This window comes from Streptomyces sp. NPDC004610 (assembly GCF_040609715.1).
Classification (GTDB): Bacteria; Actinomycetota; Actinomycetes; order Streptomycetales; family Streptomycetaceae; genus Streptomyces.
Window position 1 is genome coordinate 118655 of record NZ_JBEXLA010000002.1, and the last position, 14018, is coordinate 132672.

At 72.0% G+C, this 14018-nt stretch carries 11 protein-coding genes; 8 read left to right on the forward strand and 3 right to left on the reverse strand.

All coding sequences use genetic code 11. From position 1 onward, the window contains the following. The first annotated feature begins 265 nt into the window (after positions 1-265). Entirely contained in the window at positions 266-1444 is a 1179-nt protein-coding gene (locus ABZX40_RS02655) for a methyltransferase domain-containing protein (RefSeq protein ID WP_355740568.1), read from the forward strand. Positions 1445-1519: 75 nt separating this feature from the next. Here ABZX40_RS02655 and ABZX40_RS02660 read toward each other — a convergent pair whose 3' ends face one another. Then, a complete protein-coding gene (locus tag ABZX40_RS02660; protein ID WP_355740566.1) occupies positions 1520-2215 on the reverse strand; it encodes a GNAT family N-acetyltransferase in 696 nt (231 codons plus the stop codon). A 211-nt stretch (positions 2216-2426) separates the two neighbouring features. On the opposite strand from ABZX40_RS02660, the gene lon reads away from it, so the two are divergent. Beyond that, positions 2427-4868: an endopeptidase La gene (gene lon / locus ABZX40_RS02665; protein ID WP_355740564.1), complete on the forward strand. Its 2442-nt coding sequence runs from the start codon at positions 2427-2429 to the stop codon at positions 4866-4868. Positions 4869-5174: 306 nt separating this feature from the next. Continuing rightward, entirely contained in the window at positions 5175-5666 is a 492-nt protein-coding gene (locus ABZX40_RS02670) for a MarR family transcriptional regulator (RefSeq protein ID WP_355740562.1), read from the forward strand. 112 nt (positions 5667-5778) lie between these two features. Here ABZX40_RS02670 and ABZX40_RS02675 read toward each other — a convergent pair whose 3' ends face one another. Then, entirely contained in the window at positions 5779-6567 is a 789-nt protein-coding gene (locus ABZX40_RS02675; protein ID WP_355740560.1) for a protein phosphatase 2C domain-containing protein, read from the reverse strand. A 394-nt stretch (positions 6568-6961) separates the two neighbouring features. Here ABZX40_RS02675 and ABZX40_RS02680 point away from each other — a divergent pair, with 394 nt between their 5' ends. Genes ABZX40_RS02680 through ABZX40_RS02700 form a run of 5 tightly spaced genes read left to right on the forward strand, consistent with a single transcriptional unit; the run spans position 6962 to position 12844 of the window. Continuing rightward, complete coding sequence (locus tag ABZX40_RS02680) at positions 6962-9979, forward strand: nitrate- and nitrite sensing domain-containing protein (RefSeq protein ID WP_355740558.1); 3018 nt, start codon at positions 6962-6964, stop codon at positions 9977-9979. Then, positions 9976-10512 (forward strand): roadblock/LC7 domain-containing protein, encoded by a 537-nt coding sequence (locus ABZX40_RS02685; RefSeq protein WP_355740556.1) that lies wholly within the window; start codon positions 9976-9978, stop codon positions 10510-10512. Before ABZX40_RS02680 ends, ABZX40_RS02685 begins: the two co-directional genes overlap by 4 nt. Beyond that, complete coding sequence (locus ABZX40_RS02690; protein ID WP_355740554.1) at positions 10509-10928, forward strand: DUF742 domain-containing protein; 420 nt, start codon at positions 10509-10511, stop codon at positions 10926-10928. Before ABZX40_RS02685 ends, ABZX40_RS02690 begins: the two co-directional genes overlap by 4 nt. Next, a complete protein-coding gene (locus ABZX40_RS02695) occupies positions 10909-11550 on the forward strand; it encodes an ATP/GTP-binding protein (RefSeq protein ID WP_355740552.1) in 642 nt (213 codons plus the stop codon). The genes ABZX40_RS02690 and ABZX40_RS02695 overlap by 20 nt, the downstream gene beginning before the upstream one ends. A gap of 43 nt (positions 11551-11593) precedes the next feature. Beyond that, the gene (locus tag ABZX40_RS02700) at positions 11594-12844 is read left to right on the forward strand and encodes a styrene monooxygenase/indole monooxygenase family protein (protein ID WP_355740550.1); all 1251 of its coding nucleotides are present in this window, start codon (positions 11594-11596) and stop codon (positions 12842-12844) included. 42 nt (positions 12845-12886) lie between these two features. Here the strand turns inward: ABZX40_RS02700 and ABZX40_RS02705 are convergent, their stop codons facing one another. Continuing rightward, complete coding sequence (locus tag ABZX40_RS02705; RefSeq protein WP_355740548.1) at positions 12887-14002, reverse strand: NlpC/P60 family protein; 1116 nt, start codon at positions 14000-14002, stop codon at positions 12887-12889. Positions 14003-14018: the final 16 nt, after the last annotated feature.

The following is a 14018-nucleotide window of genomic DNA, read 5'->3' on the forward strand; positions in this document are numbered from 1 at the left end:
CTCCACGGTGGCGTGAGCAGCCAGTGGACCCGCCGCCCGATGAAGCTCCCGCCCTCCGGTCGGGGGCGGGCCGCAAGACCCCGTTCGGCGCTCCGCCTGATGGGTCCGCACTTCCGTGATGGGAGGGTCTGACGATGGTTGGACCGATTTGCTGGAATGGGGACGACGGGGACGACGGGGACGGCCATCCCGGCCAGCCCTGGACGCCGCCCCCGCCGCCGCCCCCGGACGGTGAGATGCCGCCCGGCCATGGAGGCCACCGCAAGTGACGTTCAGCTCAGAGCAGGAAGGCCGCGCCGGTGACGAACTGGCGCGGTCCCTCCTCGAATCCGGAGCCCTGACGCCCGAATGGGCGGATGTGTACAGGGCCGTTCCGCGGTCGCTGTTCCTGCCGGATCTCGTCTGGTCGCACGACATGGCCACCGGCCGCAGCGTGCCCGTCTCGCGCAAGGGTGACCTCGAACGGTGGGAGCGCGCCGCGTACGCGAACGTCCCCCTCGTCACGCAGTGGGATGACGGAGCGCACACCGGCACCGGGCCGGGGAACGTTCCGACCAGCTCGGCGAGCATGCCGTCAGTCGTGGCCGCCATGCTGCGCGATCTGGCGGTGAGCGACGGTACGCGGGTCCTCGAAATCGGCACCGGCACCGGCTGGAACGCCGGACTGCTCGCCCGCCGCCTGGGCAGTGCCCACGTGGTCAGCGTCGAGATCGACCCGGCGGTGGTCGAGCGGGCCCGAGGCGCGTTGAAGCGCGCCGGACTCAGCCCCGAGGTGGTCCATGGGGACGGTCGGGACGGTTGGCCGGACGGGGCACCGTACGACCGTGTGATCGCCACGGCGGGAGTGCGAGCGGTGCCGCCGCGCTGGCTGGAGCAGACGCGGCCGGGCGGGATCATCCTCGCTCCGTGGGGCACCCACTACAGCGACCAGGACGCGCTTGTCCGGTTGAGCGTGGGGGACGACGGCCGCGCGTCCGGGCCGTTCCTCCGGATGGTCGAGTTCATGAAGCTACGGGACCAGCGCCTTGACTGGGACCGCTTTCGTGAGCACGTCCCGCAGTTCCCCGGCGACGCCGATGTGACCAGCACCCAGGCGACCATGGCGGACCTGGGGGGCCGCTACGAGCCCGTGCGGTTCGTGACGGGGCTCTGCGTGCCCGACTGCGCCCACGTGGTCAACCCGACCGGCGAGGGGGTCGGGAAGGCGTGGTTCTTCGACCTGACCAGCCGGTCATGGGCCGCCGTCGAGTTCCGCAGAGGCAAGCCGGACGCCACGGTCCACCAGTCCGGGCCGCGCCGCCTGTGGGACGAGGTGGAGCGAGCCCTCACGTGGTGGACGGAGCGCGGCAGGCCCGGCGTGGACCGGTTCGGCCTCACTGTCGGCCCGGACGGCAGCGCTCGCCCATGGTTCGAGGACCCGGCGGAAGCACTGGCCCTCAGTTGACGCCCCTGAGAACGGCCCCGGTCGTCCGTCTCCCTGCCAGAGGGCGGATGACCGGGGTTTTCCCGTGGGTGGAACCTAGGCGGCGGCACCGGCATCGCCCGTGTCCGCCGGTGAATCTCCGCTTCCGCCGGTGTACTTCGCGCTGGTCAGCGGGGCCACCACCCGCCAGCCCAGCGACTCGTACAGGGCCCGGCCGTCGGGGGTGCCGCCGAGGACGCCGGTGTGGGCGCCGCGCTCGGCGGCGGTGCGGTGCAGGGTGCGCATCACGGCGGAGCCCAGGCCCAGGCGGCGGTGTCCGGCGGAGGTCTCTATCTGGTCGACCACGGCGATCGTGCCCACGGTGGCGATCTGGCCCCGGGCGGCGAAGGAGCCGTCGGCGGCGGTGATCAGCACCCGGGTCACCCCGTCCCGTGTCCAGGAGCGCGACCGGTAGCCGTCGGGCAGCGGGCGCCCGGCGTCCGGGCGGCCGGTCAACCGGGCGGACATCAGATACGCGGGCTCGGGGTCGATCCACCAGCCGTCGCCCAGCCAGGGGGCCACCCGCGCGGGGTCGGCGAAGACCTTCAGCCAGACGCCCCGGCCCAGCACCGACCCGGCGACCTTGCGGACCGTCTCCTCGTCCACGGCGTCACCGATCGTGCCGAGGACATGCCGGGTGACCTGCTCCGGCAGGCCCACGTCGACGGTCCGGCCCCAGGGCTCGGCCAGGGGCTCCGCCGCCCCGCGCGACACGACCCAGCCCGTCACCCAGGCCCGTACGGTCTCGTTCATTCCCCACTCCATGTAATGGTCAGTCTTGATGAGTGATCATTACCTTAGCGGGGTTTCCCGGTGGCCGGAATCCCCCCGTGCCCGTCGGTGTTCTGGCACGTCACAGAGGGCCTCCCGGTCGATCGCTCAGAGCGAACATCCGGTGGGGAACAATGGAAGGCTCATGAGCATTGAGTCGGCATAGCTCAACTTGACTGCCGAAGGGGAGATCATGGCTGCTGAGTCCGCTGACTACGGGGCGTTCACACCGCTCACCCTGCCCGTGCTGCCGCTCGACGACGAGGTCGTGCTGCCCGGGATGGTGGTCCCGCTGGACCTCAATGACACAGATGTACGCGCCGCGGTGGAGGCCGCTCAGGTCGCGGCCCGCTCGGAGCCGGGCAAGCCCAGGGTGCTGCTCGTCCCGCGGATCGACGGGGTCTACGCCACGACGGGCGTGCTCGGCACGGTCGAGCAGGTCGGCCGGCTGGCCGACGGCGACCCGGGCGCGCTGATCCGGGGGCGGGGCCGCGTGCGGATCGGGGCCGGGACCACCGGGCCGGGAGCGGCCCTGTGGGTCGAGGGCACCCGGATCGACGAGAGCGTGCCCGACCCGCTGCCGGGCGCCGTCGCCGACCTGGTGAAGGAGTACAAGGCGCTCGCCACCAGCTGGCTCCGCAAGCGCGGTGCCTGGCAGGTGGTGGACCGGGTGCAGGCCATCGAGGAGGTCTCCGCCCTGGCCGACAACTCCGGTTACTCGCCCTTCCTGACCACTGACCAGAAGATCGAACTGCTGGAGACCGGCGACCCGGTCGCCCGGCTGAAGCTGGCCACCCAGCACCTGCGCCACCACCTCGCCGAGCAGGATGTCGCCGAGACCATCGCCAAGGACGTCCAGGAGGGCGTCGACAAGCAGCAGCGGGAGTTCCTGCTGCGCCGCCAGCTCGAAGCGGTCCGCAAGGAACTGCGCGAGCTGAACGGCGACAAGGACAAGGACGGCGAGGAGTCCGACGACTACCGCTCCCGCGTCGAGGCCGCCGATCTGCCGGAGAACGTCCGCGAGGCCGCGCTCAAGGAGGTCGACAAGCTGGAGCGGTCCAGCGACCAGTCCCCCGAGGGCTCCTGGATCCGCACCTGGCTGGACACCGTCCTCGAACTGCCCTGGAACGAACGGACCGAGGACGCCTACGACATCCAGGGCGCCAAGGGCATCCTGGACGCCGAGCACTCCGGCCTGGAGGACGTGAAGGAGCGGATCACCGAGTACCTGGCCGTGCGCAAGCGGCGCGGCGAGCGGGGCCTCGGGGTCGTCGGCGGGCGGCGGGGCGGTGCCGTGCTGGCGCTCGTCGGCCCGCCCGGCGTCGGAAAGACCTCGCTCGGTGAGTCCGTCGCGCACGCCATGGGCCGCAAGTTCGTCCGGGTCGCCCTCGGCGGTGTCCGGGACGAGGCCGAGATCCGCGGCCACCGGCGGACCTATGTCGGCGCGCTGCCGGGCCGGATCGTCCGGGCCGTCAAGGAGGCCGGGTCGATGAACCCGGTGGTCCTGCTGGACGAGATCGACAAGGTGGGGTCCGACTTCCGGGGCGACCCGGCCGCCGCCCTGCTGGAGGTCCTCGACCCGGCCCAGAACCACACCTTCCGGGACCACTACCTGGAAGTGGAACTGGACCTGTCCGATGTGGTCTTCCTCGCCACCGCCAATGTCCTCGAAGCCATCCCGGAGGCCCTGCTCGACCGTATGGAGCTGGTCCGCCTCGACGGCTACACAGAGGACGAGAAGGTCGTCATCGCCCGCGACCACCTGCTGCCGCGCCAACTGGAGCGGGCGGGCCTGGACAAGGACGAGGTGACCATCGACGAGAGCGCCCTGCGCAAGCTGGCCGGCGAGTACACGCGCGAGGCCGGGGTGCGCACCCTGGAGCGGTCGGTCGCCCGGCTGCTGCGCAAGATCGCCGCCCAGCACGAACTGGGCGAGCGGAAGCTGCCCTTCACCGTGACGGACGCGGAACTGCGCGCCCTGATCGGACGGCCGCACCATGTGCCCGAGTCCGCCCAGGACCCGGCCGAGCGGCGCACGGCGGTGCCCGGCGTGGCCACCGGCCTCGCGGTCACCGGCGCGGGCGGGGACGTCCTCTTCGTGGAGGCGTCGCTGGCCGACCCGGAGACCGGCGCGGCCGGGCTGACCCTGACCGGTCAGCTGGGCGATGTGATGAAGGAGAGCGCGCAGATCGCCCTGTCCTTCCTCCGCTCGCACGGCGCCGAGCTGGAACTGCCGGTGGGCGACCTCAAGGACCGGGGTGTGCACATCCACTTCCCGGCGGGCGCGGTCCCCAAGGACGGCCCCAGCGCGGGCGTCACCATGACGACCGCCCTGGCCTCGCTGCTCTCCGGCCGGCTGGTCCGTACGGATGTGGCGATGACCGGTGAGGTCTCGCTGACCGGGCGGGTGCTGCCGATCGGCGGTGTGAAGCAGAAGCTGCTCGCCGCGCACCGCGCCGGGGTGACCACCGTCGTCATCCCCAAGCGCAACGAAGCCGACCTGGACGACGTCCCGGCCGAGGTGCTGGACAAGCTCGACGTCCACGCCGTGACCGATGTCCGCCAGGTCCTGGAACTGGCGCTCGCGCCCGCCACCAGCGGGGCGGCGGCGCCGGAGGTTCCGGTCGCGGCGTGACGGACGCGGCCGGTCGGGCAGGGCCCGGGGTCCCGTGAGGGAGGCCCCGGGCCTTCGCCATGACCGGACGCCCGGCCGACGCCCGGCGGTCGGGCGGGACCGGGGTGCCGTGGACACGCCCGGTGGGCCCAATGACGCGGGGACGCCCGCCTGGGCACGGTAAAAACGCTACGCACGTAGAGCGGCGGGAGGTAAGGGGAGCCGGACGCTGCCGTTGGTCTATGCCTGCGAAATACTGACGGAGCTGCGGAGATGACGGCTCCTGGCGGAAACTCTCATGAACCGGAAACCGGCAGGGGTGCTGACGTGCACGAGGACACGAACGCGGACGGACATCGGGGCGGACCGGGCCCGGCGCCCAGCGGTGTGGACCGCGAGTTCCTCGCCCTGGAGCGGGAGCTGACCGTGTTCATGCGCCGGACGCGGGCCAACCAGGGCGAGATGGCCCGGGAGGTCCACCCCGACCTGGAGTCCTCGGCGTACGGACTGCTGGTGCGGCTCGACGAGTGCGGGCGGCAGCGGGCCACCGACCTCGCCGCGTTCATCGGTGTCGGCAAGGCCACCATGTCCCGTCAGCTGCGCGCCCTGGAGGAACTGGGCCTGGTGGCCCGCGAGCCCGACCCGGCGGACGGCCGGGCCTGGCTGGTCCATCTCACCGAGGAGGGCCGCACCCGGGTCGGCCGGGTCCGTGAGGCCCGCCGCGCCCGCTATGTCAGCAAGCTCGCCCACTGGGACCGCCGCGAGGTGGCGGAACTGGCCCGGCTGCTCCAGCAGCTGAACCAGGGGATGGAGAAATAGCCCGCCTCCCCTTTCTTCTCCCCTATACCGGCCACTTCCACGGAGACGGAGACGGAGACGGCAACGGAGACGGCAACGGCAACGGAGACGGTAACGGCAATGGAGACGGCGACTACAACTCCACGAACACCACCGTCGCGTCGTCGTGGGTCTTGCTCCGCCGCAGCCGGGTCCGCTCCTCGGCGTCCGCCCGCTCCCGCGCCCGGACCTGGTCGATCAGGGACCGCGGCCCGTTCTTGCGGACGTGCAGGAACAGATCGGTCCAGTCGCCCTCGCGGAACATCTCCGTCCAGCGGGTCGCCCCGTCGGTGAGCGCGGCCAGTGCGCGGGCCTCGGCGCGGGGCAGGGTCCCGGTCACCGCCCGTGCCGCGACCGACGGGTCCGCGGCGGCGGTGAAGAAGCCGCCCTCCTGGTTGCGCAGGCCGGCGTCGGTGAGCGCGGCCGAGGTCAGGGCGGTCCGGGGGACCCGGTCGAGCCGGTCGTCGAGCAGCGGGGTGACCCGGCCGTCCGGGGACTCCACCAGCAGGGCCGAGTCGGAGAGAACCAGGTATTCGATCTTCGAATCGGTCCAGCGGACGGTGACGACGGTTGCCTGTGGGGTGCGAGGGTGAGAAAGGTCACAGGTTTCCATATGTGCGGAAGCGGTACGTGCGATGGCGAGCGACAGGGCTTCCGCAAGGGGGACATCCGGTAGTGAAACGGTCAGTTCGGTCAGGGCCCCGCCCAGGCGCGCGGTGTACCACGGGACGGAATGCACACAGCCCGTCCCGTCCGGCGGCGGGGTCACCCCGTCGAGCACCACGAGCGAACCGCCCTGTCCGCACGCGGGTAGTCCGACGCTCGCGAAGTCCTCGTTGGGCCGTGCCCGGTCACCGGGCTCCGATACCAGTTCCGTACGCATCCCGTCAGTCTGCACCACCCCTTCACAAGCTGCGCGAATGGGCGACAACCTCTGCCCGCGCGGCACGCCCGCGCAGGTCAGCCGCCGGTTTTGGGAGGTAATGCAATGGTCTGGAAACTGGTGACGGCGAATCCTGTCAAAGTGCGTCCCCGACGTCCAACTGGCTCGCGGGACCCCCCCGTCCGCACACGCCGGAGGAACTTGCCCGCCAACTCCCCTCCGATGTTCACTCCTTCGGGTGGCGGGTCCGATGATGCGCGACCACCACCCAGCGGCACTGGGAGGGTCGGTCACCGAAACCGGGTGAGGTCGCACCAGTTGCACCGAATTGACGGACGATTGACGGAACGTCACCCGGCCCCTTGGGTACAGCGAGTCAGGAATGCGAGCACCGGTGCAGAAGAAGCGGCTTCGGCGCGCAGGCAAGCGGACGGCCCCCACGGGAGGCCCGAACCACACGCCCGGCACCACCGCCGGGGCACCGGCGGGCCCCTCCGGCCCGACCACCGCCCCGCCCGTCGTCCCCTCCGTGGTGCCCTCCGTGGTCCCCTCGGCCATCCCGCCCGCCACCCCGCCCGTCGGCCGCGGGCGCCCCACCCATGTACGCAACCGGCTGATCATCGCGGTGACCGTGGTCGCCGCGGCCATCGCCGCCGCGGGCGCCCCCTCGGTGCTCGCCGCCTCCGGTCAGCTCAGTGACACCCAGGACCTGGTGGTCCTGGCCGGGCAGACCCAGAGCGCCCTCACCCTCGCCCACTCGCTCGCCGACGAGCGCGACGAGGTCACCTCCTTCGTCGCGGCCGGCCGCGACGAGTCCAAGGCCCCCGACGAGCAGCGCAGCGTCCGGGTCGACCGCCAGGTCTCCGAACTGCGCGCCGACCCCGACATCCCGGCCGCCCTGCGCGAGGACCTCGACGCCGTCGCCGGCGTCCGCCGCTCCGCCCTCACCGGCAAGAGCAGCGCCCTCGAAGCCCACCAGGCGTACTCCGACGCCATCGCCGAACTCCACCGCCTCGCCGAGGACCTCGCCGAACAGCTGCCCCCCAGGGCCGGTGCCGGTGGCCACGCCCTCGCCGAGCTGGACACCGCCGTCCAGCAGGCCGCCGCCACCCGGGGCCTGCTGCTGGCCGCGCTCAGCGTGCCGACCACCACCGAGACCACCTACGACCCGATCACCGGGCTGCCCATCGAGTCCACCGTCTCCTCCGAGGCCGACACCAAGGTCCGGAACGCGCTCACCGCCGCCGCCCAGCAGGCCCGGCTGCGCTCCGACGCCGCCCTCGCCGGCTTCCACGAGAGCGCCCCGGACAGCGCCAAGTCCTCCTACGACTCCACCCTCACCGGCACCGAGGTCAACGACGCCGACGAGTTCCTCGCCGACCTCACCGGCCGCCCCACCTTCGGCGACGACGCACTCGGCACCGACCCCCAGGAGCTGGACGCCGCCCTGTCCGCCCGGATCGAGCTGATGCGCGGCGTCGAGTCCGCCCTCTACGAGCGCCGCACCGGCGATCTGGAGACCCTGCGCGACGACGATGTCACCGCGCTGGAGATCCGGGTCGCCCTGCTCGGCGCGCTGATGCTGCTCGCCGTCGGTATCGCCACCGCCATGGCCCGCAGCCTCACCCGCCCCCTCGCCGTGCTGCGCCTCGGTTCCGCCCGGCTCGCCGGGGCCGAGGACCCGCGGGGCGCCGAGGCGGTGAAGTTCACCGGCCGCAACGACGAGTTCGCCCAGGTCGTCCGGTCCGTGAACGCCCTGCACGCCCAGTCCGTCGCCCTGTACGAGCGGGTCGCCACCCTGGAGTCCGACCGCAAGCACCTGGTCGCCCAGCGCCAGCGGATGGCCGACGCCCGGGAACAGCTGCGCGGCGAACTCGACGAGTCCTCCGCCGCCCTGGAGCGGCTGCGCGGCAGCATCGGCGGCACCTTCGTCAATCTCTCCCTGCGCACCCTCGGCCTGGTGGAGCGCCAGCTCGCCGTCATCGAGGGTCTGGAGGACCGCGAGGACGACCCCGACCGGCTCGCCACCCTCTTCAAGCTCGACCACTTCGCCACCGTCATGCGCCGGCACAGCGAGAACCTTCTCGTCCTCGCCGGCACCGAGCACGTCCAGCACACCGCGGGCCCGGTCCCGCTGGTCGATGTCGTCCGCGCCGCCGTCAGCGAGATCGAGCGCTACGACCGGATCCGGATCGCCGCGCTGCCGCCGCACGCCCAGATCGCCGGGTTCGCCGCCGACGACCTCTCCCATCTGCTGGCCGAACTCATGGAGAACGCCACGACGTTCTCCCCGCCCGAGGTCCCCGTCGAGGTCTCCGGCTGGCTGCTGGAGAACGGCGAGGTGATGCTCTCCGTCCAGGACGAGGGCATCGGCATGACCGAGGAGCGGATGACCCGGCTCAACGCCCGGCTCGGCGAGTTCGACCCCGAGTCGCCCTATGAGCGGGAGGGCGACGACGGCCTCGGGCTCGGGCTGTACGTGGTGGCCCGGCTCGCCCTACGCCACCAGGTGCGGGTCCAGCTGCGCGACCAGAAGCAGGGCGGGATCGCCGCGGTCGTCGTACTGCCCAAGTCGCTGCTGGTGACCGGTGGCCCGGCCGCCGTACCGGCCCCCGCGCCCGCCGCCGACACCACCGGCACCCTCACCCTGCCCGGCGCCGACGCCGAGGCCAACTCCAACATGCTGTACGGCCGCTCCGGGACCAAGGACCCGCTGGTCGCCCTCGCCGAGAAGGCGGTCGCGGCGGCCCACCCGGCGCAACGGGTACCGGAACCGGCCACAGAACCAGCGACAGCGCCAGCGACAGAACCGGCACCGGCACCGGAACCGGCCCAGGCGGCGGCGCCGGAAGCCGCCCACGACCCGGCGCCCGAGCCCCTGCCCGTGCGCAAGGTGGCCCGCCGGGACAGCCCCTCCGAGACCACGATGGAGCTGCTGGCCCCCGAACCGCTGGACGACCTGCCGGAACCGGCATCGGTACCGGTACCGGCCCAGGACCCCTACGCCATAGGGCCCGACACCCATGAGCGGGCGCCCGACGAGCGGCCCCGCACCGAGCCCGCCGACCCCGGGGCCGTCCCGGTCCCGGTTGCGGTCCCGGCTTCGGTCCCTGTCCCGGACGAGGCCGTCACCGACAAGGGGCTGCCCAAGCGCACCCCCCGGATCAGCGCACCGCAGGCCCCACCGCGCCCCCGCGTCTCCTCCGTGGACGCCGAGGCACTGCGGCGCCGGCTCGGCGGATTCCGCCGGGGCGCCGAGGCGGGACTGCGGGACGTCCGGGCGGAGATCGCCGAGGAGACGGCCCGTACCCGGACCTCCGGCACCGGACCCGACACCGAGCACGCTGCACACACCGCACACGCGGAAGCCGAAGAATCCACGGGGGGAACTGTCGAGGAGGCAAGCAGTTGACCGCGACCAGTACGTTCGGACTGAGCAGTGAGGCCCGCAATCTGCACTGGCTGCTGACCAACCTCGTCGAGGAGGTGCCCGGCATCCTCTCCGTCGCGGTGGTCTCCTCGGACGGATTGCTGCTGCTCTCCTCCGACCCCGGGAGGATCGCGGAGGCCCGCGAGACGCGCGAGGAGCGGCCCACCGGGCCGCGCGGCTCCTCCGCCGACCTCGCCACCATCGTCTCCGGCATCGGCAGCCTCACCCTGGGGGCGGCCAAGGTGCTGGACTACGGCGGGGTCAAGCACACGATGATCGCCATGGAGGAGGGCAGCCTGTTCGTGATGTCGATCAGCGACGGCTCGCTGCTCGGCGTCCATGGCTCCGCCGCCTGCGACATGAGTGTGGTCGCCTACCACATGGCGCTCTTCGTGGGCCGCGCCGGACATGTGCTGACCCCCGAACTCCGCACCGAGCTGCGGAAGTCCCTGGAGCCGGAGCCGGAGCCCGCCGGGGCGTCCCGGTCGGCCGCACCGGCGGAGAGTGAGCGATGAGCGACGGCGGCCCCCAGAAACTCCCGGTGCGCGGCGGGGACCGCAAACCCGCCCGGGTCCGGCCCTACTCGCTCACCGGCGGCCGGACCCGCTTCGGGCACGTCCTGCTGGTGGAGACCTTCGTGGCGACCACGGCCGCCCTGGAGGCGGGCGAGGAACGCAAGGAGCTGACCAACGGCTCCTTGGCCCGGGTCATGCCGGAGATGCGGGCCATCGTCGAACTGTGCCGCAGGATGCGCACGGTGGCCGAGATCGCCGCACTGCTGAAGATGCCCCTCGGCGTGGTCCGGGTGCTCCTCAGCGACCTCGCGGACCAGGGAAAGATCCATGTGTACGGGACCGGGACCGGCCATGGCACGGGCCGCCCGGAGCGCGCGCTGCTGGAAAGGGTGCTGAGTGGACTCCGTCGTCTCTGACGCCGCCGTCTCGGGCGTCATCCCGCTCGTCGTCGACGACGACAATCCGAGGTCCTGGCAGACCGACCACACCCGGGCCCCCATCGCCACCAAGATCGTGGTGGCCGGGGGGTTCGGGGTCGGCAAGACCACCCTGGTCACCTCGGTCTCGGAGATCCCTCCGCTGATGACCGAGGCGCTGATGACCGAGGCCAGCGAGGAGACCGACGACCTCTCGGCCACGCCCGGCAAGCTCACCACCACCGTCGCCATGGACTACGGCCGGATCACGCTGGACGACGATCTGGTGCTGTACCTCTTCGGCACCCCGGGCCAGCAGCGCTTCTGGTTCATGTGGGACGACCTGGTGCGCGGCGCGGTCGGCGCCGTCGTGATGGCCGACACCCGGCGGCTCAAGGACTGCTTCCCGGCCCTGGACTACTTCGAGAGCTGCGGACTGCCGTATGTCGTCGCGGTCAACCACTTCGACGCCAGTGAGATGTTCCAACCGGAGGATGTGCGGGAAGCGTTGACGATCCCGTCCCACATCCCTGTAATGATCATGGATGCGCGGCGCCGGATCTCTGTGATCGAGACCCTTCTGGCTCTCGTCGGCCACGCGCTGGACGAAACACCCGAGTAGACCGGCCTACCCCATAGGCCCGACCCAGGGAGCCAGCACCCGTATGCGGAAGATACTCGTCGTCGGAGCCGGCCAGTCCGGACTCCAGCTCGCCCTCGGCCTCCAGTCGCACGGGTACGAGGTCACACTGATGTCCAACCGGACCGCCGACGAGATCCGCGCGGGCCGGGTCATGTCGACACAGTGCATGTTCCACACCGCGCTCCAGCACGAGCGCGATCTCCAGCTCAACTTCTGGGAGTCCCAGGCCCCCCGCATCGAGGGCCTCGGCGTCTCCGTCGCCGCCCCCGGCTCGCACGACCCCGGCCCCACCCAGCGGATCATCGACTGGGTCGGCAGACTCGACGGCCACGCCCAGTCCGTCGACCAGCGGGTCAAGATGGCCGGCTGGATGGAGACCTTCGCCCAGCGCGGCGGCCAGCTCGTCATCCATGGCGCGGCCGTCGGCGACCTCGACTACTTCGCCCGCACCTACGATCTGGTGCTGGTCTCGGCCGGCAAGGGCGAGCTGGTCCAGATGTTCGGCCGGGACGCCTCCCGCTCCCCGTACCGCGAGCCGCAGCGCGCGCTGGCCGTCGCCTACGTCCACGGCCTGGGCCCCCGCCCCGAGCACCCCGACTTCGACGCGGTCCGCTGCAATCTGGTGCCCGGCGTCGGCGAACTCTTCGTCATGCCGACGTTCACCACCTCCGGCCGCGCCGACATCCTCTTCTGGGAGGGCATACCCGGCGGCCCCCTGGACGCCTTCCAGGGCATCAAGGACCCGGCCGAGCATCTCTCCCTCACCCTGGAGCTGATGGAGAGGTTCACGCCCTGGGAGTACGCGCGGGCCACCAAGGCCGAGCTGACGGACGCGGGCGGCACGCTCGCCGGGCGCTACGCGCCGACGGTCCGCCATCCCGTGGGCCGGCTGCCCGGCGGGGGGTTCGTGCTGGGGGTCGCCGATGTCGTCGTCGCCAATGACCCGATCACCGGGCAGGGCTCCAACTCCGCAGCCAAGTGCGCGGCCTCCTATCTCGCGTCCATCCTGGAACAGGGGGAGAAGGAGTTCGACGAGGCGTGGATGCGGGCGACGTTCGAGCGGTACTGGGATACCGCGCGGCATGTCACCAAGTGGACCAACGCGATGCTGGCTCCGCCGCCCGAGCATGTCCTGAACCTCATCGGGGCGGCGGGGGCGATTCCGGCGGTGGGGGATCGGTTCGCCAATGGGTTTGACGATCCCTCGGATTTTGAGAACTTCTTCTATGAGCCGGAGAAGGCGGAGGCCTATCTGGCTTCGCTGGCCGGGTGAGTGCGGGTTGCGTCGTGGCTGGTCGCGCAGTTCCCCGCGCCCCTAGAAGATGCCGGTGTTGTCGTACCCGGCGTCCGAGCCGTCCGCGGCGTCTGCCGGCAGCGGTGGTGGGGTGTACGTCGGGATTGAGGATGCCCCCGGGTCCGGGCGGACCGCGCCCAGGATGGGGTTCGCGGCGATGGGGGAGACCTTGATGCTCGCGCCGGGGCGGGGGGCCTGGACGACCTTGCCGTCGCCCAGGTAGAGCGCCACATGGGTGGCCTCGGGGAAGTAGACCACCAGATCGCCGGGGCGCAGCCGGTCCAGCGGGACGCGGTCCAGCTGGGCCCACTGCTCCTGGCTGGTCCGGGGGATCGTGGTCCCGGCGTCCGCCCATGCCTTCGAGGTCAGGCCCGAGCAGTCGTAGCTGTCCGGGCCCTCCGCCCCCCACTCGTAGGGCTTGCCCAGTTGTTCCACCGCGTAGCGCAGGGCCCGTTCGCCCTGGGCGGTCGGGTTCTTGGCCGTGCTGCTCAGGGCGCCCGACGCCATGAAGGTGTCCTGGGACTTCCGGGCGTCCTCGGCTTCCAGGGCGGTGAGCGCGGTGAGCTGTTCGGCGGTGAGAGAGGCGAGGAGCTTCTCCACCTCGTCCAGTCGGCCGGTGACCTCGTCGCGCTGCATGCGCTGCTTGCGCGCGAGGGCGGCCTGTTTGTCCAGGGCGGTGCGGGCCTGGCGGGCGAGGGTGCCGGCCTGGCGCTCGCCGCCGGTCAGCCGGTTCACCGTCGCGACCCGCTCCCGCGCCACCTGACCGATCACATGCCCCTGGTCCACCGCCCGCCAGGGGTCCCGGGCCAGCAGCAGACGCAGATAGGGGGAGAGGTCGGACGTGGACTGGTACTGCTGGCGGGCCAGCCGGCCGGCCGCCGAGCGGCTGTCGTGCAGGGAGGTGCGGGCGCGGGCGAGGGCGGTGTCCAGACGGTGGACCTCGGCGCGCTGCTTCTTGAGCCGCTCCTCGGTGGCGTTGTAGGTCTCGGTGGCCTTCTCGGCCTCCCGGTAGCGGCGCTGAAGGTCCGTCAGGAGGGCGGCGACGGTGGGAGTGCCGTCGTCCGGTGGAGTGGTCGCGGCCAGGGTGGAGAGGGCGCAGGCCGCCGTACAGGCCAGTCGCAGAAGCCTTTCTGACATGTCATCACCTCCGCTG

Excerpts from the sequence above, each read along its gene's own strand:
- ABZX40_RS02660 (WP_355740566.1), bottom strand. The coding sequence starts at position 2,215 with ATGAACGAGACCGTACGGGCCTGGGTGACGGGCTGGGTCGTGTCGCGC.
- lon (WP_355740564.1), top strand. The coding sequence starts at position 2,427 with ATGGCTGCTGAGTCCGCTGACTACGGGGCGTTCACACCGCTCACCCTG.
- ABZX40_RS02675 (WP_355740560.1), bottom strand. The coding sequence starts at position 6,567 with ATGCGTACGGAACTGGTATCGGAGCCCGGTGACCGGGCACGGCCCAAC.
- ABZX40_RS02690 (WP_355740554.1), top strand. The coding sequence starts at position 10,509 with ATGAGCGACGGCGGCCCCCAGAAACTCCCGGTGCGCGGCGGGGACCGC.
- ABZX40_RS02700 (WP_355740550.1), top strand. The coding sequence starts at position 11,594 with ATGCGGAAGATACTCGTCGTCGGAGCCGGCCAGTCCGGACTCCAGCTC.
- ABZX40_RS02705 (WP_355740548.1), bottom strand. The coding sequence starts at position 14,002 with ATGTCAGAAAGGCTTCTGCGACTGGCCTGTACGGCGGCCTGCGCCCTC.